This is a genomic window from Muricomes intestini, from assembly GCF_004346165.1.
Taxonomy (GTDB): domain Bacteria; phylum Bacillota; class Clostridia; order Lachnospirales; family Lachnospiraceae; genus Muricomes; species Muricomes intestini.
On the sequence record NZ_SLZZ01000028.1, the window covers coordinates 1 to 21,894 of the forward strand.

Annotated in this window: 19 protein-coding genes; 2 read left to right on the top strand and 17 right to left on the bottom strand. The window is 44.1% G+C overall.

Translation table 11 applies throughout. From position 1 onward, the window contains the following. Positions 1 to 152 precede the first annotated feature (152 nt). On the top strand, positions 153 to 1,193 hold the full coding sequence (locus EDD59_RS14680) for a sensor histidine kinase (protein WP_132383213.1): 1,041 nt from the start codon (positions 153 to 155) through the stop codon (positions 1,191 to 1,193). A gap of 3 nt (positions 1,194 to 1,196) precedes the next feature. Next, complete coding sequence (locus EDD59_RS14685) at positions 1,197 to 1,817, top strand: response regulator (RefSeq protein WP_132383215.1); 621 nt, start codon at positions 1,197 to 1,199, stop codon at positions 1,815 to 1,817. Between the two features lie 74 nt (positions 1,818 to 1,891). On the opposite strand, the gene dnaJ is transcribed toward EDD59_RS14685, so the two are convergent. The 17 genes from dnaJ to EDD59_RS14770 form a co-directional block, all read right to left on the bottom strand. Further along, a complete protein-coding gene (gene dnaJ, locus EDD59_RS14690; RefSeq protein WP_132383217.1) occupies positions 1,892 to 3,085 on the bottom strand; it encodes a molecular chaperone DnaJ in 1,194 nt (397 codons plus the stop codon). Between the two features lie 93 nt (positions 3,086 to 3,178). Further along, a complete protein-coding gene (dnaK, locus tag EDD59_RS14695) occupies positions 3,179 to 5,050 on the bottom strand; it encodes a molecular chaperone DnaK (protein WP_132383219.1) in 1,872 nt (623 codons plus the stop codon). A 38-nt stretch (positions 5,051 to 5,088) separates the two neighbouring features. Continuing rightward, entirely contained in the window at positions 5,089 to 5,787 is a 699-nt protein-coding gene (grpE, locus tag EDD59_RS14700) for a nucleotide exchange factor GrpE (RefSeq protein ID WP_132383221.1), read from the bottom strand. 15 nt (positions 5,788 to 5,802) lie between these two features. After that, the gene (hrcA, locus tag EDD59_RS14705; RefSeq protein ID WP_132383223.1) at positions 5,803 to 6,858 is read right to left on the bottom strand and encodes a heat-inducible transcriptional repressor HrcA; all 1,056 of its coding nucleotides are present in this window, start codon (positions 6,856 to 6,858) and stop codon (positions 5,803 to 5,805) included. A 185-nt stretch (positions 6,859 to 7,043) separates the two neighbouring features. Beyond that, on the bottom strand, positions 7,044 to 8,246 hold the full coding sequence (hemW, locus tag EDD59_RS14710; protein ID WP_132383287.1) for a radical SAM family heme chaperone HemW: 1,203 nt from the start codon (positions 8,244 to 8,246) through the stop codon (positions 7,044 to 7,046). After that, positions 8,239 to 10,053, bottom strand: coding sequence for a translation elongation factor 4 (gene lepA, locus EDD59_RS14715; protein ID WP_132383225.1), 1,815 nt, complete (start codon positions 10,051 to 10,053; stop codon positions 8,239 to 8,241). Before lepA ends, hemW begins: the two co-directional genes overlap by 8 nt. Before the next feature lie 67 nt (positions 10,054 to 10,120). Continuing rightward, positions 10,121 to 11,137 carry a DNA polymerase III subunit delta gene (gene holA, locus EDD59_RS14720; RefSeq protein WP_132383227.1) on the bottom strand — a complete coding sequence of 339 codons (1,017 nt, stop codon included), beginning with the start codon at positions 11,135 to 11,137 and terminating at the stop codon, positions 10,121 to 10,123. A 47-nt stretch (positions 11,138 to 11,184) separates the two neighbouring features. After that, on the bottom strand, positions 11,185 to 13,509 hold the full coding sequence (locus EDD59_RS14725) for a DNA internalization-related competence protein ComEC/Rec2 (protein WP_132383229.1): 2,325 nt from the start codon (positions 13,507 to 13,509) through the stop codon (positions 11,185 to 11,187). After that, positions 13,506 to 14,441: a GerMN domain-containing protein gene (locus tag EDD59_RS14730; protein ID WP_165920953.1), complete on the bottom strand. Its 936-nt coding sequence runs from the start codon at positions 14,439 to 14,441 to the stop codon at positions 13,506 to 13,508. Before EDD59_RS14730 ends, EDD59_RS14725 begins: the two co-directional genes overlap by 4 nt. Positions 14,442 to 14,457: 16 nt before the next feature. Next, positions 14,458 to 15,930: a sensor histidine kinase gene (locus tag EDD59_RS14735; RefSeq protein ID WP_132383233.1), complete on the bottom strand. Its 1,473-nt coding sequence runs from the start codon at positions 15,928 to 15,930 to the stop codon at positions 14,458 to 14,460. Continuing rightward, entirely contained in the window at positions 15,887 to 16,576 is a 690-nt protein-coding gene (locus EDD59_RS14740; RefSeq protein WP_132383235.1) for a response regulator transcription factor, read from the bottom strand. The genes EDD59_RS14735 and EDD59_RS14740 overlap by 44 nt, the downstream gene beginning before the upstream one ends. A gap of 164 nt (positions 16,577 to 16,740) precedes the next feature. Then, positions 16,741 to 17,388, bottom strand: a complete 648-nt coding sequence (locus tag EDD59_RS14745; protein WP_132383237.1) for a helix-hairpin-helix domain-containing protein — start codon at positions 17,386 to 17,388, stop codon at positions 16,741 to 16,743. A 120-nt stretch (positions 17,389 to 17,508) separates the two neighbouring features. After that, a complete protein-coding gene (locus EDD59_RS14750; RefSeq protein WP_132383239.1) occupies positions 17,509 to 17,943 on the bottom strand; it encodes a DMT family transporter in 435 nt (144 codons plus the stop codon). Positions 17,944 to 18,015: 72 nt separating this feature from the next. Beyond that, on the bottom strand, positions 18,016 to 19,206 hold the full coding sequence (locus EDD59_RS14755) for an aspartate aminotransferase family protein (RefSeq protein WP_165920954.1): 1,191 nt from the start codon (positions 19,204 to 19,206) through the stop codon (positions 18,016 to 18,018). Next, the gene (gene argB / locus EDD59_RS14760) at positions 19,196 to 20,095 is read right to left on the bottom strand and encodes an acetylglutamate kinase (RefSeq protein WP_132383241.1); all 900 of its coding nucleotides are present in this window, start codon (positions 20,093 to 20,095) and stop codon (positions 19,196 to 19,198) included. The genes EDD59_RS14755 and argB overlap by 11 nt, the downstream gene beginning before the upstream one ends. A 9-nt stretch (positions 20,096 to 20,104) precedes the next feature. Further along, positions 20,105 to 21,328, bottom strand: coding sequence for a bifunctional glutamate N-acetyltransferase/amino-acid acetyltransferase ArgJ (gene argJ, locus EDD59_RS14765; RefSeq protein ID WP_132383243.1), 1,224 nt, complete (start codon positions 21,326 to 21,328; stop codon positions 20,105 to 20,107). 37 nt (positions 21,329 to 21,365) lie between these two features. Further along, a complete protein-coding gene (locus EDD59_RS14770) occupies positions 21,366 to 21,812 on the bottom strand; it encodes a GNAT family N-acetyltransferase (RefSeq protein ID WP_132383245.1) in 447 nt (148 codons plus the stop codon). Positions 21,813 to 21,894: the final 82 nt, after the last annotated feature.

The following is a 21,894-nucleotide window of genomic DNA, read 5'->3' on the forward strand; positions in this document are numbered from 1 at the left end:
TGTCTTATTTGCTATGAAATTTTTTCGAAAAAAGGTATAAAATTTTCAGATGCGGTAATACTATAGATAGAAATATAATTCGACAAAGGAATTTCGAGTTAAATCGACATCAAAACCAATACATATTTAATTCAAATCAGGCAGTTCTTGACTTGCCAGACACAGAAAAATTTACGCCCTCTCAGACAGGGTCGGATTTCTTTTACATACTGGCCTTTTTAACAGCAGTAATACTGTGCTGTGCAGATTATTTTCTGGATTTTAAAAAGTTCTTTTTTCTCCCGGTACTGCTGTACTTTACATTGTCGTTACTTTCCCCTTTTTTTCTCTGCTTTTTTCCTGCCGTTTCTTATGTACTGCTCCGCCATAGAAGTTATCCTTCTCTGGCAGCTGGTTTAGGCCTGTTTCTTTACTTCTTCGGCACAAAAGATATCAATTTCTATATTCTTTGTATCGGTCATCTCGGTCTGCTTATTGCCTGTGTACTTCAAAAGAGTACCAGCTGCTATGAACGCCTGGAAGAGTTATATCGGCGCACCCGAGATGACAGTACTGAATTGAATCTTCTCCTTACAGAAAGAAATCACACTCTTCTGGAAAAACAGGACTATGAAATCTATACCGCCACACTTAAGGAACGAAACCGAATTGCGCGTGAGATTCACGACAACGTGGGGCATCTGCTCTCCCGCTCCATTTTGATAACAGGGGCCCTGCAGGCAGTCAATAAGGACGATACGCTGGACGAATCCCTGAGAACCCTGGATGCCTCATTAAACTCCGCGATGGACAGTATCAGGAGCAGCGTACATGATCTGCACGATGAATCTATAAACTTAGAAGAAGCCGTAAATGGTCTAATCAAGGATTTTATATTCTGCCCTATATCTTTTCATTATGATATGGGACGGGAAATTCCAAAAGAGGTTAAGTACTGCTTTATCAGCATCACAAAAGAAGCACTTGCCAACATTATGAGGCACAGCAACGCAGACTATGTACAGCTTTACATGCGGGAACACCCCGGACTTTACCAGCTTTGTATTGAAGATAACGGGAATGGCACCTACTCTTTAGATTCGGGTATCGGCCTGATTAATATGAAGGAAAGGGTGCACACCTTAAAAGGGAATATACAAATTCTCACAGAAAAGGGCTTCAAAATATTTATCACTATACCAAAAGGAGTTTAAGATATGAAGATTTTAATTGTAGATGATGACTGTCTGGTAACAGGTGCATTAAAGACAATTTTAGAGACCCGGGAGGATTTTTGCATCCCGGCATGTGGAAATGATGGGAAAGAGGCTGTTTCACTATATAGAAAATACAGACCCGATGTCCTGCTTATGGACATCCGCATGAAAGAAATGAACGGCCTTGATGCCTCAGCAGAAATTCTGAAACAATACCCGGATGCCCGGATTCTTCTGCTGACCACATTTTTAGATGATGAATACATTATAAAGGCACTGAGGCTGGGAGCGAAGGGCTATATTCTAAAACAGGATTATCAGAACATTATCCCTGCCATCCTTGCGATATCTTCCGGGCAGACTGTATTTGGAAATGAAATAGTATCTAAACTTCCTTCTCTTCTTCAGAAGAAATCTGGCTTTGACTATGCTTCTCATGATATTAATGAAAGAGAACTGGAGGTCATACAGCTGATTGCAGAAGGACACAGTAATAAGGAAATTGCATCCACCCTTTTTTTGAGTGAGGGGACAGTAAGAAACTATCTGAGTTCTATATTAGATAAACTAAATCTCCGCGACAGAACGCAGGTGGCTGTCTTTTACTACCGTCATAAATAAAAAACAGTAGTTTTCATAAAAGGAGCATAATCTTTCTTTTTTGAAACTACTGTTTTTCGCTATTTTAATGCTTCTTATTCATCGAAAGCTTCTTTCACCTTTCCCATGAATCCTTTTTTCTTTCCCTTTGACTTAGGGCCACTCTCTGAACCATTTTCCGGGTTTAATGAGCCTCCGGTCAGCCTGTCAAATTCACGGAGAGCCTCCTTAGCCTCAGGACTCAGTTTCTCCGGTGTCTGTATAATCAAAGTAACATAGTGGTCACCGCGCACCTGTGAATTTCTCAAGGAAGGAACACCCTTTCCTTTCAGACGTACTTTTGTGTCAGTCTTTGTTCCCGCTTTTACCGTGTACAGCACATCACCGTCCACTGTGGGAATTTTCACATCACCGCCCAGGGCTGCCTGTGCGAATGAAATCGGAACAGTTGAGAAAATATGAACGTCCTGCCTCTGGAAGATAGGATGTCTGGAGACATTCACCTCCACCAACAAATCGCCTCTCGGACCCCCGTTGATACCTGGTTCACCCTTTTCACGGATACGGACACTCTGTCCATTATCAATTCCGGCAGGAATGGATACCTTGATTCGCTTTTTGCTTGACTCATAGCCAGTTCCATAACAGGATGGACATTTTTCTCTAATCACTTTTCCTGAACCGCCGCAGTTCGGACAAGTTTGGACATTCTGCACAGTGCCGAAGAAGGATTGGGATGTGTAAACCACCTGTCCCTTACCACCGCACTTCGGACAGGTCTCAGGAGATGTGCCTGGCTTTGCCCCTGTTCCATTACACGTTTTACAGGGTTCCTTTAAGATAACCTCCAGTTCTTTCTCACATCCGAAGATTGCCTCCTCAAATGTTATTCTGATACTTTTGCGTATATTTGAGCCTTTCATAGGTCCATTGCTTGTATGGCCCCCTCTTCTGCTGCTCCCGCCGAATAAATCGCCAAATATATCGCCAAATATATCACTGAAATCGGCACCGTTAAAATCAAATCCTCCGAAGCCGCCTGCACCGCCAGCGCCTCCTTCAAATGCTGCATGTCCAAACTGGTCATACTGGCGGCGTTTTTCAGGGTCGCTAAGCACTGCATACGCTTCTGATGCCTCTTTGAACTTCTTCTCAGCCTCGACATCTCCCGGATTCATATCCGGATGGTACTTTTTGGCCAACACACGATATGCCTTTTTAAGCGCTGCATCATCAGCATCCCGGCTTACGCCAAGCACCTCGTAATAATCTCTTTTTGACTCTGCCATAACACTCTACCTTTCATTAATAAGTAATAACATAAAAAGTCCTACGAAGCCGTTTTGGCCGGCTTCGTAGAAACATCCCTTCTTAGCAGGGTCTTAAACTTCCTTATAGTCTCCGTCCACTACATCGTCCCCCTGGAAGCCGTCCGGTGCCGGACCACCTTCAGGTCCCGGGCCGCCCTGGCTCTGTGCACCTGCCGCTGCCTGAGCCTGCTCGTACATCTTAGTGAACAATTTATTAGCACTTTCTGTCAATTTCTCTTTTGCTGCCTTAATTTCACCAACCTGAGCTTCTGTTGTCTCTTCAGGAGAAGATTTTGCAAGAAGATCTTTCAAAGCCTGGCAATCTGCTTCTACAGCACTCTTGTCTGCTGCATCCAGCTTATCTCCCACTTCTTTGATAGCCTTCTCGGTCTGGAATACCAGCGCGTCGGCCTCATTTCTTGTATCAATTGCTTCCTTGCGCTTCTTATCCTGAGCTTCAAATTCAGCTGCTTCTTTTACTGCCTTGTCAATGTCACTGTCAGACATATTGGAGCCTGCTGTAATTGTAATATGCTGTTCTTTTCCTGTTCCAAGATCTTTGGCCGATACATTTACAATGCCGTTGGCATCAATGTCAAATGTAACCTCAATCTGTGGGATTCCACGTGGAGCCGGCGGAATTCCATCCAGTCTGAACTGTCCGAGAGACTTGTTGTCCCTTGCAAACTGTCTTTCGCCCTGTACGACATTAATATCAACAGCTGTCTGATTATCTGCTGCTGTGGAAAATACCTGGCTCTTCTTTGTCGGAATTGTCGTATTTCTCTCAATCAGTCTTGTTGCAACACCGCCCATTGTCTCAATGGAGAGTGACAACGGAGTAACATCCAGAAGAAGAATGTCGCCTGCACCTGTGTCACCTGCCAGCTTACCGCCCTGTACGGATGCACCGAGTGCAACACACTCATCCGGGTTCAGTGATTTACTCGGCTCTTTCCCTGTCAGGCGCTTTACTTCTTCCTGAACTGCAGGGACACGTGTAGAGCCACCTACCAGCAGTACCTGCCCAAGCTCAGATGCATTGATACCTGCGTCTGACAGAGCACGCCTAACCGGTTCTGCTGTCTTTTCAACCAGATCATGGGTCAGTTCATCAAACTTAGCTCTTGTCAAGTTCATATCAAAATGCTTCGGTCCCTCTGATGTTGCTGTGATGAACGGAAGGTTAATGTTTGTTGTTGTCGCTGAAGAAAGTTCTTTTTTGGCTTTCTCTGCAGCTTCCTTTAATCTCTGAAGTGCCATCTTATCTGTAGAAAGATCTACACCTTCTTTTGACTTAAAGTCAGCGAGCATGTAGTCTGTAATCTTCTGGTCAAAGTCATCTCCGCCAAGTCTGTTATTTCCTGCTGTAGATAATACTTCAATGACACCGTCGCCGATTTCAATGATAGATACGTCGAATGTACCGCCGCCCAGGTCATATACCATAATCTTCTGCTCTTTTTCATTATCCAGTCCATATGCAAGAGCTGCTGCAGTAGGCTCGTTAATAATACGCTTTACATCCAATCCTGCAATCTTTCCGGCATCTTTTGTCGCCTGGCGCTGAGCGTCATTAAAATATGCAGGTACAGTGATGACTGCTTCTGTTACCTTTTCACCCAGGTACCCCTCTGCGTCAGCTTTCATCTTCTGCAGGATCATTGCTGAAATCTCCTGAGGAGAATATTTTTTATCATCGATTGTTACTTTGTGGTCTGTTCCCATCTCTCTCTTGATGGAAGAAATTGTCTTGTCAGCGTTTGTTACTGCCTGACGTTTTGCAGGCTCACCCACCAAACGCTCCCCTGTCTTTGTAAATGCCACTACAGACGGTGTTGTTCTTGCCCCCTCCGTGTTTGCAATAACTGCTGGCTGTCCGCCTTCCATAACAGCTACACAGCTATTTGTTGTACCTAAGTCAATACCAATTATTTTACCCATAATATTTCCTCCTAAAAATTTTTAATTGCGGATAATAACTAATTCGCTACCTTTACCATACTATGTCTCACTACGCCGTCCCGGTAAGTGTAGCCTTTCTGAAATTCTTCCGCTACAATATTCTCACCAAGTTCTTCATCCTCCACATGCATCACCGCATTGTGCAAATCCGGATTAAATTCAGCGCCGACTGCCTCAATCGGCTTTACGCCAATCTCTTCAAATGCAGCCATAAGCTGTTTGTAAATTTTCTCCATGCCCTCTGCAAAAGGATTGGATTCTTCTCCCTCCGGCACAGCATCAAGGCCGCGCTCAAAATTATCGACCACCGGAAGAATCTTTTCTATGATATCTCTCGCACCTATTTCGTACATCTGGGATTTCTCTTTATCGGTACGCTTGCGGAAGTTATCAAACTCTGCTATCTGACGAGTGAGTCTGTCAGTCAGTTCCTCTATCTTCTCGTCCTTTTCATCTTTCTTTGGCTTTCTGCCAAACTTTTTCTTGACGGATTGTTCTTTCTCATCCTTTGACTCCTGCTGTTCCTCTGCGTTTTCACCGGAATCAGCTTCTTTTTCAGGATCCACTGGCCCCTCCGAAGTATTTTCCACGGGAACTTCCGGCTGGTCTGTCGTTTCCTCTGCTGTCTGATCCTGGATTGTCTCTTCTCCGTCTTCGGCAGCTGCTTTAGCCTTTGCCTCTTCCACTGCCTCTTTTATTATATCTTCATTACTCATCTTTTCTCCCACCAGCTATTCACCTTCCTGTTCATTTGATTGCCTATTATATACTGCATCCAACTCACTTTGCAGAGTCTTCAGCGTCTTCATGACATGCTCATAGTCCATACGCTTAGGACCGATGATACCTATGGTGCCTTTCATACCTTCCCCCAGCTCATAGGTCGCAGTTACAACACTACAGTCTTTCATATTCTTCACCGGAGTTTCATCACCGATATATACCTGAATCCCATGACTGTCTTCACTGGCCAGCGTCTCAGTAACAAGAGCTGCCAGCTGCTGCTTCTCTTCAAACGCACTGATAATCTCCTGCGCACTCTGATTGTCACTCAGTTCGGGATATTTAAAAATATTAGTGGCACCGCTTGTATAAATTTCCATGTCCTCATCAACCTGGATAATGTCAGCCACTGCGTCCAGAACATCACCGATCACCCTGCTGTGGATTCCCGCCTGCTCCTTCAGCCTTGCTATCAGGCCTAAATTAATCTGTTCAATAGACATACCATTTAGAGTTGTATTCAGGAGCATGTTCAGCTTCAATAAGTTTTCATTACTTATGGTCTCTCCTACATGAATAATCTTATTCTTAATGACATTGCCGCCCATTACAATCACAGCGACAATCTGCTCCGCGTCCACCTGGGAAAGCTGAATAAACTTCAGTATATTTCTATTATTGAACGGGGCAGACACCATAGTGGCATAATTGGTATTTGCAGCCAGCACCTTTGCTGCCTGCTTTAATACTTTATCCACCTTATCTGTCTTTTCCAGCATGGTGTTCCGCAGTTCCGTGATTTCCTGCTCTTTGTCTTCCATCAGCATATCTACATACAGCCGGTATCCTTTGTCCGAAGGAATCCGCCCTGCTGATGTATGAGGCTGGAAAATATAGCCCAAATCCTCCAGATCCGCCATCTCATTGCGAATTGTCGCTGAACTAAGGTTAAGATCTGTGTATTTTGAAAGAGTTCTGGAGCCTACTGGTTCCCCTGTCTCCAAATAATTCTGGATGATGGCCTTCAATATTGTCAGCTTTCTTTCACTTATATCTGTAGCCATAGAACCCTCCTTCCTGATTCAGCTATTTTATATTTATTAGCACTCTTTTGTTTTGAGTGCTAATACCTTACGTATACTAAGATATCACCGGTATTTATTTTTGTCAACACTGTTTATGCATTTTTTATTAAAAGACGGTACCCTTGGGGTGGAATCGAGCTGATGGCTGAACTGTTACAAAAGTTTCAAGGATCCAGAAACCGGATAAATACCGCATTACTTATGTCCGTCCCTCGTTCTGTAAGATATATTCTGTCCCCTGCACGCACAAGCAGGTTTTCTGATTCCAGCTTCTTTAATTCTTTTCCGTAGACATCTGTTATTGTTTTTCCAAATTGTTTTCTGAATTCTTTCGCCGAAATTCCTTTTGTCTTTCTCAGGCCAAGAAACATGAACTCTTCTATTTCATCAGCAAGGGACAGCTTTTCCATCTCCTCACGGATATCCTTATGTCCTTCTACTCCGGTTATATATTTTTCATAATCCGAAGTGTTGTGATATCTGGTGTGCTCCACAAGAGAGGATGCTCCCAATCCGATACCCAGATATTCCTTACGCTCCCAGTATCCCAAATTGTGGCGGCATACATACCCCTCTTTTGCATAATTTGATATTTCATATCGCTGGTAGCCGTATCGGCCCAGCAGCTCATCAGTCGCCTCATAAATGGCCCGCTCTGTCTCTTCATCAGGAAGGGGAAGATACCTGTGTGTACCTTCCCCGCATAGTAAGGAATCCTGAGTCTCTTTCTTGTTTTCCCCACTGCCGCCGTACATCTGATAAAAAGGCGTCCCCTCTTCCACAATCAGACTGTACGCCGAAATATGCTCGGGCTCCAGTTCAGCCACCTTAGTAAGTGTTTCCCTCCAACTTTCTAAAGTCTGTCCCGGTATGGCAGATATCAGATCAATATTGATGTTTTGAAAGCCCTGTGCCCTCACTGCCCTGTAAGAATCCAAAAACTTCCCATAGGTGTGGATTCGTCCCAGCATTCGAAGTTCTTCATCATTCACAGACTGCAGACCAATGCTTAACCGATTAATCCCCGCCTGTCTCCAGAGACAAAGCTTCTCATCAGTCACAGTTCCGGGATTGATTTCTATTGTGATTTCTGCATCTTTTGAAATTTGAAAGCTCTGATGCAAGGCATCGAATATGTGCTGCATCTGCTCCCCTGTTAAAATAGAAGGTGTTCCACCTCCCACAAAAATGGTGGATATTTTGACCCTGTCATAGTAAGTGCTTCCATACCCTCTTATTTCCTTTATCAGAGTCTTCACATACTCCTGCTGTGTTTTTTCATCCGCTGCCCTGGAAAGAAAATCACAGTACGCACATTTCCTCACACAAAAGGGAATGTGCAGATAAATTTCCATCTCTTTAATCATCATCCAACTTCAGTACGCTCATGAAAGCCTTCTGTGGTATTTCCACATTGCCCACCTGGCGCATCCTCTTCTTTCCTTCTTTCTGTTTCTCCAAAAGCTTTCTCTTTCGTGAGATGTCGCCCCCATAACATTTCGCCAGGACATCTTTGCGCATTGCCTTCACCGTCTCGCGGGCAATCACCTTGCTGCCGATTGCTGCCTGAATCGGGATTTCAAACAGCTGTCTTGGAATCTCCTCCTTCAATTTCTCACACATCTTTCTGCCCCGCTCATAGGCGGTGCCGGCGTGTAAAATGAAGGAGAGCGCATCTACTTCTTCTTTATTAATAAGAATATCCAGCTTCACAAGCTCAGATTTTTCATAGCCCAGCATCTCATAATCAAAGGAAGCATACCCTCTGGAGCGGGATTTCAAAGCATCAAAGAAATCGTAGATAATCTCATTGAGGGGCAGATGGTACTTCAGAACCGCACGGTTCTCTTCTATATATTCCATGCCCTGATAAGCGCCCCGGCGCTCCTGGCACAAATCCATGATCGCACCGATATATTCAGAGGTAACCATAATTTCAGCCTTTACAACCGGCTCCTCCATATATTCAATTTCTGAGGGGTCCGGCAGGTTTGTCGGATTCGTCAATTCTATCATTTCCCCATTTGTCTTGTACACCTTATAAATAACGCTGGGGGCTGTGGTCACCAGATCCAGGTTATATTCTCTCTCCAGCCGCTCCTGGACAATCTCCAGATGAAGAAGTCCAAGGAAGCCACATCTGAAGCCAAATCCCAATGCCACGGATGTCTCCGCTTCAAATTGAAGCGCAGCATCATTAAGCTGCAGTTTTTCCAAGGCATCTCTCAAATCCGGATATTTAGCTCCATCTGCAGGGTAAAGCCCACAGTATACCATAGGATTAACCTTTTTGTAACCCGGAAGGGGCTTATCACAGGGCCTCTGTGCATCCGTTATTGTATCGCCCACATGAGTATCTTTTACATTTTTCAGGCTGGCTGTAATATATCCTACCATTCCTGCACTGAGCTCCTCACAGGGTATAAACTGCCCTGCTCCAAAATACCCCACCTCCACAACGTCCGCCGTTGCTTTCGTAGCCATCATCTGAATTCTGCTCCCTTTTCTCACTGTACCTTCCTTTAAACGGCAAAAAACAATGACTCCCTTATAGGAATCATAAACCGAATCAAAAATCAGTGCCTGCAAAGGCGCAGATGCATCTCCGCCCGGAGCAGGTATCTTTTGCACAATCTGTTCCAGCACATCCGCTACATTTAATCCTGTCTTTGCGGAAATCAGAGGGGCATCTTCGGCGTCAATTCCTATGACATCTTCAATTTCCTCTTTTGCTCTGTCGGGGTCTGCACTGGGGAGATCGATTTTATTGATTACAGGCATGACATCCAGGTCATGGTCCAGTGCCAGATATACATTTGCCAGCGTCTGGGCCTCCACACCCTGTGCCGCATCCACCACAAGAATCGCGCCGTCGCACGCGGCAAGGCTCCTGGATACCTCATAATTAAAGTCCACATGCCCCGGAGTATCAATCAGGTTGAAAATATATTCTTCCCCATCCTTTGCCTTATATACAGTACGCACAGTCTGTGCCTTAATCGTAATTCCTCTCTCCCTCTCCAACTCCATATTATCCAGGACCTGTGACTGCATTTCCCGGCTGGTCAAAAGCCCTGTCATTTCAATAATGCGGTCTGCCAAGGTTGATTTTCCATGGTCTATATGTGCAATAATACAAAAATTCCGTATTTTACTCTGATCTATCTCTGACAATTTCTATTCCTCCCATATTTTCATATATAATGATGTAGGGGGCAAAAGGTATTTTGCCCCCTGATACCTACGGATTGCTCCGGCCTTTTGACCCTGGTATCATATATAATGATGAATGTTTTACAATAAAAAGCTCTACGGCAAGTATATCCGTAAGACGGCCCGTCTTTACACTTTCTTCTATACCGGCACTGTCCTCCATAACATCCCGAAGCTCCCGGGACTGAAAATGTTTTGCCTGTTCCATATATTTTCCTGCCACAAAAGGATGCAGGCCGGCCCTGGTTGCGATTTCTTTTCTTCCATAGCCTTTTTTCAGCAGATCTTTCACCTGATATAATATTCTGTACTGCCGGGTCATCATAAACAGAATACGCATGGGAGGCTCCTTTAAAGCCAGCAGTTCATAATATAGATGAAGGGCACGCTCCTGTTTTTTATCTGCCACTGCATCCACCATGTCAAAAATATGATTGGATATCTGGGTGATGCAGACCGCATCCACATCTTCCGGCATAATGGCATTCTCGTCCAAAGTGTAGCACAGCAGCTTTTCCAGCTCTTTTTGTATGTTTTCCATATCTGTGCCTACTTTATTCAGGAAATACGTGACTGTAGATTCCGAAATCTGCCTATTTTCCCGGCGCACCTGTCCAAGAATCCATTTCTTCAGAGTCCTTTCGTCCTGGAACGGCAGCTCCACAATATGCCCCTTATCCTTCACAGCCTTGTAGATTTTGCTGCGCTTGTCCACTTCCTTCTCAATAAAAATGAAATAAGTGGTGTCCGGCATATTCTTGATATACTCAGCCAAATCAGCTCCTGCACTCTTAAAAAAACCACTGTTCTCAAATACAAGCAGACGGCGGTCGGAGAAAAATGGCAGCGTCTCAGCCAAGTCAATCACTGCCCTGACATCTATGCCTTTCCCTTCAAAATAGGCATAATTCATAGTATCCCCGTCCGGAATCATCGCTTTCGTCAGGCGATCTCTGTATTGTTTCTTCAGATAATTTTCTTCACCGTAGAGAAGATATATCTGCCTGAATTGTCCTGTCTTTAAATCTTCATTCAAACTCTTCATAACGGTTCTATTATATAGGAAAACTCTCTGATTTGTAAAGATAAAACTCAATCTGCAGCTGTGATATGTGACGAAATCTCTACTCTTTTCCCGTCTGTAGTCAGATTTACAGCGCCCGATCTTTGTGTACTGTAGATCTGGCTTTCTACTTCTTTCAGTCGTTTCAGCGTTTCCTCATGGGGATGCCCGTATCTATTGTTTTGTCCCGCTGATATCCATGTGATTTTAGGCATGGTCTGCCTCAGAAATTCTTCTGAGCCGGAATTTTTTGAACCGTGATGCGCTGCTTTTAATATATCATATTTCGTCAGTTCTTTGCTCTTTTCCAAAAGTTTTTCTCCTGCTCCCTCTACATCTCCTGTGAAGAGCATATCAAATTCTTTATATTTCAATTCCAATACCATAGAGGCAGCGTTCCCTGTTTCTCCACTGTATTCCGGAAATGGCGCCATGCAGGTAAACTTCATTTTCCCTTCCCTTAAAATCTCCCCCTTCTTCATCGTCACTACCCTTGTCCGATACCTGTCTGCCTTCACCGCAAGGGCTTTTAAGACATCATCCTGTACATCTTCCGGAGGCAGCACAAGATTTTTTACATGTATTCCCATGTCTTGGTTTTCCAGCAGCTCTTCTATCCCACACATATGGTCTGCATCGCCGTGAGAGATAAAAACATAATCCAGTGCCGCCACCCCCTGTGATTTTAGAAAAGGCTCTATCCGGTATTTTCCAACAGAAGAAACATCGCTGCTCCCGCCGTCCACAAAATAGTTGATGCCTTCAGGTCCTTTTATGTATAAACCATCTCCCTGCCCCACATCCAGCATAGTCACTTTAAGTTTGCCCGGCCCTCCATAAGTATACTGACACGCCAGTATGAGGACCAGCATTAGCACTGCCGGTACCGTGCCCCCAATAATTTTTCTATATCTGCTATCATTCAAAACAACGGCCTCTTTTGTCTCACTTTCCTGCATGCCTTTATATCTGCCGATTATAATGCAGAACAAGACCAATACCATATAATAACAAAATACAGAGCTTTTTGGGGGCTGTCCCGTTACAATTCTGCTCCCCGGTGGTCCCAGGCTTATCTGACATGCTTTTTCGTATAAATATAGAATACATTTGCAGCCGAAGAGTAAAAAACTTCCTGCATAACTACTAACAGGTACTGCCATTGAACCTATAATTCCTCCTCCCATTAAAGTAGATGTCAGGGGAATTACAAAAAGATTTAAAAGTACAGAATAAGGTGGAAACTCAAAAAAGAAATAAAGCAGAAGCGGCAGAAGTGTAATATTAACAGCCAGCCCGGAGCAAAACTCTTTCATATATCGCTTTGTCTGCTTTTTTCTATACTTTGTAAGCCTAGATTCTTTTTCGCTTTTATATTTTTTTATTTCTTCCTTTTCTTTAATAAAGCAGAATTCCAGACAAGGAGCCACCACAGTGATTCCTGTAAGCGCACCAAAGGAGAGTAGAAATCCGGCATCAAAAAGATACAGGGGCTGCCACGCCGCAATCACTGCCGCTGACAGTGCAAGACTGGTTGGCATATCATAGTCCCTTCCTGTTATATCAGCCCCTATTCTTATCAGGAACATAATAAAAGCCCTGATACTCGACACACCGCATCCGGTCATAAGAGTATATACCAGGAGAAAACAGATCCCGACTGTTCCCGCAAGCTTAAAGGGCAGCCCTATTTTCCGCAGCAGCCTGTACAGTCCATTTCCTAAAAATGACATGTGAAGACCCGAAATGGCGAGAATATGCCCTATTCCACTCTTTTGATATAAATCCTTTACATCACTGTCCAGATTACCTTTATCTCCCAGCAAAATAGCACCCATGATGTTTCCATAATACTCCCCCATATGCTCTGTCAGGAGATTCTTCCACTGCTTACGGACTCGGGCTAATTTTTCAAAAATCATATTTACTCTGGCATCAAGGATCTGGAGCTCATCTGCCCACACAGAAACGTGGATGCCTTCTTTTCCATAATGAAATTTTTGGTTAAAATTCCCCGGATTTCTGGCATCTTGAAATACCCCTGCTTCCCCCGAGACTTTTATTCTGTTACCGATTCTTGTCTGATTTTTTGTTTCGATAAAAACTAGAATTTTAGATTCATGAAAGACCTGATTATTCAAATAAATTTGACTATTTTTCAGATATAGTGCTTCACACTTCGTCTTTTCTTCCCTGCGGCATACAGTCCCCGCCAAAACCACCCGGGCTTTTCCATCTATCTGCTTTTCCAGCCCGGAGGGTTTCCGGCCAGGTGATAAATCAAGCCCCCCGGTGAGAATTACCTGTATACTCAGAAAAAGAATGGAAGCCGCACATAGAGGCCGTTTTATCATTCTTCCTCCGCTTTTTCCACCCAACTCATATCTTCTTTAAGAGGCTGGGTTAAGTCTATTTTGTCCATGTAGGAGATATTTTTTTCACCGTTTACCATAATCTGCACTTCGTTGGCCGTTGTCCCCTCCACCAGGGAATTAACAATAGAATAAATCGTAATTTCAGGCTTAACATCAACCCCGCCGGTTAGAAATTCATTATCCAGATTCACATAACAAATCCCATCTTTGATCGTGACGCTTAAGAGACTAACTTCCGTATTGATTGTGGCATAACCTGTACCTTTCCTGGGGCCCTTCATCAGCTTTTCTACAATTAGTTTCTCTTTGGATATGTTGCTGCTGTATTTTGCGTCTATATTCTGTGCAATCAGTTTATTTCCTGCTTCGCTCGCAAAATATAAAGTCAGATTTGCTGTCTCATAAGTATTCAGTGAAGAACCTGTATTCTGCACAAAATCGTCTTCATTCAGATACCCTGTCACTTTTCCTGTACTGTCATTGAGATCCGCTCCCTCTACAGTGAGCCATAGACCGCTGATTCCGTCTATCTGGACAAGAGACTTAACAATCGCTGCCCTTACCAGCTTTTCTTCTAATGGATCTATATTTACGTATTTCCCGTTAAAATCCAGATACAGAATTTCTCCTTCCAGCTTATAACTGTTAATCTTAACTCCCTCGGGAATAGGCGCTGTATAATCAATATCCTCCGTTGGCTTTTTCAGAGCTTTCAGTATACGCCCTATTATTTTTTCTGTACTCTGATTTTTACTGATTTCACTGGTCACCTTCGTCAGCCCCGTCCGGTCAGAATTCAAATAATATATATCAAAACTGTCTCCTTTTTCATTCTTCGGTTTCCCACAGGCAGACAGCAAAAAAAGAATACAGAAAAAAACAGACACCACTCCTGATATTTTTCTTTTCATATATATTCTGCCTCCTTTAAACAACATGAATCAAAGGAATCCTTACCGTAAATGTGGTTCCTTCCCCTTCAATGCTGTACACCTTAATAGAACCTCTGTGCATGAGCACCGCGTTTCTTGCAATTGCAAGCCCCAGTCCTGTTCCTCCTATTTCACGGGAATGAGACTTGTCCACACGGTAAAACCGTTCAAACACATGAGCCTGATCACTTTCCGGTATCCCTATTCCCGAATCTGCCACTTTCACATAGAAATATTTGTGGTCCGCATTCAAAGAAACATGAACCCAGCCATCATCATAATTATATTTAATTGCATTTTCCACGAGATTGGAAAATGCAAGAGTCAGCTTTACTTCATCAATGTCTGCAGTTACGGGACGAAAACTCTCCAGAACAAGCTCCACATTCTTTGTCTCAGCTATTGGTTTCAGCCGCTTTAAAATCTGTTCCAGCAATTCATTGATATTTACTGACTTAATATTCATATCCTGTGCAGTTTTGTCCATCTTGACAAGTGTCAGAAGATCCGTAATAATATGATTTTCCCGGTCAATCTCTTCTGCAATATCCCCCATAAACTCCTGATATAACTCTATCGGAACATTTTCCTGGGATAAAAGAGAATCTGCCAGTACCTTCATTGACGTCAGGGGTGTCTTCAGTTCATGTGATACATTGGAGACAAATTCCTCTCTGGTTTCATCCAATTGCTTCAGCCGGCCCAACATCTTGTTAAAAGCCTCCGAAAGCTGTCTGGTCTCCGTAAATGTATTTACATGCAGCACTTCATCATCATACCCCTCAGACACATCTGCAATGGATTCTGTGATTTTGTGCAGGGGCTTTACAATCCAGTTAGCCAGGAACAGACTCAACCCCAGCATCAATACAAATACTATTCCCAAAATAGTACTGCCTTTTGTGCGCAATATCTTAATGCTGTCCTCAATCGTGTCCGTGGATACACTGGCCAGCATCACGCCCGATATCTCCTTAGATTCCCCTATAGTAACAGGAGAGGTAACCTCTATGTACCGATTTTTTTTATCATAGTAATTGGTACAGTTTCCCTTCATGCAGCGGACAACATCTTCCGATACCATTGTCTTCCCCTCGTCCAGTCCATAGGTATCTTTTACAACCCCAAGGTCCTTATTGATAACCATTACCCGGCCGTTGTATATATTTGTCAATTGAGTTAAATTTGCATTAATCACCTCAGAAGATGTGTCTGCCAGATAATTATAGCTGTTAAGCTGATTGCTTAGAATTGTACATTGATTCTGTATATCTGCAGTCCTCAAAGAAACAGCCCTCGTCTCATAGGCTTTAATAATCCCGCTGTAGGCCGCAAAGCATGGTATCATTGATACCGCGAGAATTAAAAGTATAATACAGAACCGCAGGCTTTTTAGAAACTTTCCATTATATTTAAAATGAAAATTATCCCTGGAAATAATAACCAACTCCCCACTTCGTATGTACATATTTTGGTTCACTCGGATTCTTCTCTATCTTCTCACGCAAACGTCTGATATGTACATCTACTGTTCTTGCATCTCCCGGATAATCATATCCCCACACCAGGTTCAAAAGATTTTCTCTGCTATATACTTTGTTCGGATTCATTGCCAAAAGTTCCAGTACATCAAATTCTTTCGCCGTCAGATTAACCTCCTTCTCGCCGATAAATACTCTGCGGCTTTCACAGTCTATCCGCATGGCTCCCTTCACGATAACCGGGCTGCCTGCCGGTTCCTCACGCTTTGTGGTTCTTCTCATAATGGCTTTAATGCGTGCCTTCACCTCCAGAATATTAAAGGGTTTTGTGATATAGTCATCAGCCCCATATTCCAGACCCAGTATTTTATCCATATCTTCGCTCTTTGCCGTCAGCATAACAACCGGCATGTCTGAAAACTCACGTATCTGCTGGCACACCTGAAATCCGTCCAGCTTGGGAAGCATGACATCCAGAAGTACCAGGTCATATTCGCAGTTTTTAGCATATTCCAATGCCTCCTCACCGTCATATGCACAGTCCACTTCCATGTCGTCCTGCTCAAGGCTGAAACGAATCCCCTTTACTATTAATTTTTCATCGTCCACTACTAAAATTTTCTTTTTACTCATTCTCTTCTTTCCCTTAGCCCCCTTGATACCTGTGCATTTTGTGCTCCCGCAATCCTAAAAACATTCGAAATCCGCCCTGCCCGGGCTTCTTTCTCATGTTTTGCGGGTCCCAAAGTCTTGCTTTTTCATGCAAGCATGAAACGCATGACCTTTTGACCCTGGTATCATATTATGATTTTATCCTTTATTTTATTATATACTCCTTCTTTGATTCCCTCAACCTGCATCAGATCTTCCACAGACTGGAATCCTCCGTTAGATTCCCTGTAAGAAATAATACTGTCTGCCTTTGCATCGCCGATTCCCGGCAGGCTTTTTAGTTCCTCCTTTGAAGCCGTATTAATATTTATCTTTCCCTCTTTTTCGTAATCCGCACCTGTCACTTCCGGCATACTGCCGTCTACAAACCCTTTTTCCAGCTCCTTAGCCGTAGGTATATAAATGCGCTCCCCATCCGTCACCACTCTTGCCTGGTTCAAAGCTTCATCGGCCGCGTCTTCCGTCACGCCGCCCGCTTTTGCAAGAGCTTCATATACCCTGGAATCACTGTCTAATTCATACACTCCTGGTGTATGCACCGCACCACAGACATAAACAAAAACCGAGGAAGGCTTCTCCCCCTGTTTTACAGCGTCCCCTTTCGTCTTATCGGGGGCTTCCTGTGTCGCCTCTGTGCCTTTATCACCGCTTATCCCTAACTCCAACTCTGTAAAATCATCCGCTTTTTCCTTTGTACATCCTGCGGTCAGTACCACTGCGGTAAAAATTACATACAGGAATCTGCAGATTCCCATATTTCTTCTGTCCTTCATAATTCCCTCACAGTCTTCTGGCTGTCTGGAATCCCCTCGCCGGACATTAATATTGTAACGAATATTGGTCTAAATTACAATACATATTTTTACGTTTCTGTTACATTTTTATTACAGGTATCATTTCTCCCACTGAAAAATGGCTATTCCTATCAGTGCAAGTGCCAGCCCTCCCACTTTTCTCCAATCCAGAGGTTGCTTTTCCACGCCAAACAGCCCCATGATTTCAATCACATATGCCACAATCAACTGGGCGATAACAATCAGCAGAGCTGCTTTGGCCGGCCCCAAAGCAGCCATGCTTTTTATGACGGTCCATGTGATTCCTGCGCCAATCACTCCCCCCAGCAGCATATATTTGGGGTCTACTTTTCCGATTGCAGCAATGCTGTCTCTTCCTGCAAAAAACCAAGCCACTGCACACACAAGAAATGCCGTCAGCTGAACCCACGCATTACCAACCCACATTCCTGTTGTTTTCGTTACCTGCGTGTTAAATACCCCCTGTACACTCATAAGCGCACCGGATAACAGCGCAATTAAAAAACCAATCATATCCTCATACCTCCTGCCTTTCCATAGTATGTACTCAATGATTGGTTTTTATCCCCCGGCGCAAGCACTGCTCTAGCAAAGTCCCATCAGAACCTGCTCTAGCTTTTCCACCATCTCATCTATGTGTTTTTCCTCCAAAATAAGTGGCGGCACAAAGCGGATTACATTTCCCTCCGCCTGAATGACCAGCAACCCATTCTCTACAGCCCTTTTATTTATTTCTCCCACAGGAATATTAAACTGCAGTCCCTGCATCAGGCCTTTGCCTTTTCTCTGTACAATGCAAGCCCATTTTTCAGTCATTTCATCCAGACGTTTTGTCAGGTAGGGAGAAATCTCATTCACGTGATCCAGAATATGCTCCTTCTCGAAAATTTCCAGCACCTTTTTCACCGCAGTGCAGGCCAGAGGGTTGCCTCCGTAGGTTGCACCGTGATCCCCCTGCTTTAAGGAATACTCTGCCACTTTCTTTGTCATTGCAAATGCTCCCACCGGTATTCCGTTGCCGATTGCTTTAGCCACAGTGATAATATCCGGCTTCACGCCAAATCCCTGACAGGCAAACATAGACCCGGTGCGCCCCATCCCGCACTGTACTTCATCACAGATCATCAAGATATCCTTCTCATCACAAATCTGCCTGATGCCCTCCATAAACTCCTGGGTGGCAAGGTTAATTCCACCTTCCCCCTGAAGGGGCTCCAGGATAATGGCACAGGTTTTCTCATTGACCAGCGACTTTACATTGTCAAGATTATTGAATTTTGCAAAATGTACACCCGGGACTAGCGGCTCGAACGGCTCTCTGTAGGAATCATGCCCGGTAACAGACACAGCGCCAAAGCTTCTGCCGTGAAATGAATTTTCCATGGCAATAAATTCATATTTTCCAGTCTGCCTTGTATATGCATACCGTCTTGCAGACTTGAGAGCCCCTTCATTTGCCTCACTTCCGCTGTTGGTAAAAAACACTCTGTCCATCCCTGTTATCTTGTTTAGCGCCGCGGCGGCTTCACCGCAGTTTTCGTGATAATACAGGTTGGAAATGTGGTAAATTTTGTCAACCTGTTCTTTTAATGTCTCATTTAGCTCTTTATTATTATACCCCAAACCTGTAACTGCAAAGCCTGCGGCAAAATCAAGATACTCTTTTCCGTCTGTATCATATACATACATCCCATTCCCATGATCCAGGGCAATGGGAAAACGGTTGTACACATGCAGAAGGTTTTCTTCCCCTGCCTGGATTTTGCTATTCACCATGATAATACCTGCTCTCCTCTCCGTGTAAAATTGCGGTGCCGATACCTTTATTCGTAAAGATTTCCAACAGCAGGCAGTGGGCAATCCTGCCGTCCAGTATATGAACCCTTGACACGCCATTTTCAATGGCATCAATGCAGTTCTGCAGTTTGGGCAGCATACCGCCCTCTATATAGCCCTCCGCCATCAGCTTGCGGGCTTCCCTCACACGTAATTCTGAGATTAAAGTAGACGGATCACTGGGATCTTTATAAACCCCTTCAATATCTGTCAGAAAAGCCAATTTTTCCGCCTTTACTGCACGGGCAATGGCACAGGCCGCATCGTCAGCATTGATATTATATGTATTATAATGCTCATCCAGTCCAACAGGGCAGATGATTGGAAGGAAATCCTTTTCCAGCAGGTCATAGATGATGTCTGTATTTACCTGCCTGACCTCGCCTACAAAACCAATATCTTCCCCGTTTGACAGCTTCTTTTCCACCTTTAGCAGGCCGCCGTCCTTGCCGCTGATGCCAATTGCATGCACTCCCAGTTCTTCCACCATCTGAACCAGACTTTTATTTACCTTCCCCAGCACCATCTCTGCCACTTCCATAGTTTCTTCATCTGTCACACGCAGGCCATTGATAAACTGAGGCTCCATGCCTACCTTGCCGACCCATCTGCTGATTTCCTTGCCGCCGCCGTGGACAATAATCGGTTTAAACCCAACCAGCTTTAAGAGGGTAACATCCTCAATAACCTGTTTTTTCAGTTCTTCATCAACCATAGCGCTGCCGCCGTACTTAACAACAATAATTTTACGGTTGAAACGCTGTATATAGGGAAGTGCTTCTATAAGTACCTGGGCTTTGTCCAGATACTGCTGCATATTTTTATCCATGATGCCCTCCTAGCTTCTATAATCTGCGTTGATATCAATATAGCCGTGGGTCAGGTCGCATCCCCACGCAGTTGCGCTTTCTGTGCCTTCTTTAATGTCTGCAATTGCCGCAACCTCCGGCTGTGACAATATTTCAGTTGCCTTTTCTTCACTGTAATTCACAGCCCTGCCATTCTCAATAATTTGAATTTTCCCCGCCTTGCTCTCAAAGGACAAATCCACCTTCTCAGGGTCAAACTGTGCCCCGGAATATCCCATAGCACACAAAATTCGTCCCCAGTTTGCATCGTGCCCTGCAATCGCTGTCTTTGTCAGATTGGAGCACACAATGGATTTTGCAAGGATTTTTGCCTGTCTTTTGGTGGAAGCTCCAATCACTTTTACTTCAAATAATGCAGTGGCACCTTCTCCATCGCCGGCTATTTTTTTTGCAAGGTACTCGTTTACCAGGTGAAGAGCCTCCGCAAATTTCTCGTACTCTTTTGTTTTATATTTAATCTTTTCATTTTCTGCCATTCCATTTGCAAGAAGAAGTACCGTGTCATTTGTTGAAGTATCACCGTCCACCGAAATCATATTATAGGTATCTTCTATATCCTCACTCAGCACCTTCTGCAGTGCTTTTTTGGAAATAACAGCATCTGTAGTAATAAACGAAAGCATGGTGCACATATTAGGATGAATCATCCCTGAGCCTTTTGCCATTCCCCCGATTGTGACGGTTTTGTCCCCCACCTGAATTGAAACGGCAATCTCTTTATGGAAAGTATCCGTAGTCATAATCGCTTTCGCCGCCGATGTCCCATTTTCAAGAGAGGCATTTTTGTTTTCCGCCATTTCCCGAATTCCATTTTTCAGTTTATCTATCGGAAGCTGCATTCCTATGACGCCTGTGGATCCCACAAGAACCCCCTCTGCCTCCACACCCAAGGCTTTTTCCGCCGCTGCGGCAGTCTCTTTACAATAGCCATAGCCTTCTTCTCCGGTGCAGGCATTTGCAATGCCGGAATTTATAATAACAGCCTGAGATTTCACACCGCTCTCCACCACGCTTCTGTCCCATTTCACAGGGGCCGCCTTTACTACATTTGTAGTAAAGGTTCCTGCCGTCCTGCACGGCTTTTTACTATATATAAGCGCCATATCTGTTCTGCCCTGATACTTAATCCCGGCACCCGCCGATGCTGCCTCGAATCCTTTTGCTGCGGTAACTCCGCCTTTGACAATCACCATACCCAATTTCCTTCCTTTCCTGATGTTTTTCTTACATCTACTGTTCATTAAAAGCAGTAATATTTTCTTTATTCAGTACAAAATCATAATAGTTCAAATCCATTCTTTCGGTCCAGCCAATTGTATTCCAGAATGCGTTCCCTACATCATTTTCCGTAAAAGCTATAAGAGACACTTTACTGATTTCTTCCTGGTTTAAAGCTTCCATCGCCTTTACGACCATAGCCTTCCCAATACCCCGTCTCCGGTAACCCTCATCCACACATACATGATACAGACATCCTCTGCGTCCGTCATGCCCGCAAAGAATCCCTCCTACAATCCTGCCGTCCTCCTCAGCCACAACACTGATAGTCGGATTCCTTTTCAGGAACCTTTCGATTCCCTCCCTGGAATCATCAACACTCCGCAGCCCAAAGCCCTTAATTTTTTTCCACAAACTATATACACCCTCATAATCCTCAATCGTCATCGTACGAATCATACTTATACTCCTTGCTTATACTCCTTGGTGAGGCCCTTTCGAGCTTAGCGGCATGGTTGTCTCCTTATTTATACTCCTTAGT

Coding starts and splice junctions, on each gene's coding strand:
- EDD59_RS14685 (WP_132383215.1), top strand. CDS start 1,197: ATGAAGATTTTAATTGTAGATGATGACTGTCTGGTAACAGGTGCATTA.
- dnaJ (WP_132383217.1), bottom strand. CDS start 3,085: ATGGCAGAGTCAAAAAGAGATTATTACGAGGTGCTTGGCGTAAGCCGG.
- dnaK (WP_132383219.1), bottom strand. CDS start 5,050: ATGGGTAAAATAATTGGTATTGACTTAGGTACAACAAATAGCTGTGTA.
- grpE (WP_132383221.1), bottom strand. CDS start 5,787: ATGAGTAATGAAGATATAATAAAAGAGGCAGTGGAAGAGGCAAAGGCT.
- hrcA (WP_132383223.1), bottom strand. CDS start 6,858: ATGGCTACAGATATAAGTGAAAGAAAGCTGACAATATTGAAGGCCATC.
- hemW (WP_132383287.1), bottom strand. CDS start 8,246: ATGATTAAAGAGATGGAAATTTATCTGCACATTCCCTTTTGTGTGAGG.
- holA (WP_132383227.1), bottom strand. CDS start 11,137: ATGAAGAGTTTGAATGAAGATTTAAAGACAGGACAATTCAGGCAGATA.
- EDD59_RS14725 (WP_132383229.1), bottom strand. CDS start 13,509: ATGATAAAACGGCCTCTATGTGCGGCTTCCATTCTTTTTCTGAGTATA.
- EDD59_RS14730 (WP_165920953.1), bottom strand. CDS start 14,441: ATGAAAAGAAAAATATCAGGAGTGGTGTCTGTTTTTTTCTGTATTCTT.
- EDD59_RS14735 (WP_132383233.1), bottom strand. CDS start 15,930: ATGTACATACGAAGTGGGGAGTTGGTTATTATTTCCAGGGATAATTTT.
- EDD59_RS14740 (WP_132383235.1), bottom strand. CDS start 16,576: ATGAGTAAAAAGAAAATTTTAGTAGTGGACGATGAAAAATTAATAGTA.
- EDD59_RS14745 (WP_132383237.1), bottom strand. CDS start 17,388: ATGAAGGACAGAAGAAATATGGGAATCTGCAGATTCCTGTATGTAATT.
- EDD59_RS14750 (WP_132383239.1), bottom strand. CDS start 17,943: ATGATTGGTTTTTTAATTGCGCTGTTATCCGGTGCGCTTATGAGTGTA.
- EDD59_RS14755 (WP_165920954.1), bottom strand. CDS start 19,206: ATGGTGAATAGCAAAATCCAGGCAGGGGAAGAAAACCTTCTGCATGTG.
- argB (WP_132383241.1), bottom strand. CDS start 20,095: ATGGATAAAAATATGCAGCAGTATCTGGACAAAGCCCAGGTACTTATA.
- argJ (WP_132383243.1), bottom strand. CDS start 21,328: ATGGTGATTGTCAAAGGCGGAGTTACCGCAGCAAAAGGATTCGAGGCA.
- EDD59_RS14770 (WP_132383245.1), bottom strand. CDS start 21,812: ATGATTCGTACGATGACGATTGAGGATTATGAGGGTGTATATAGTTTG.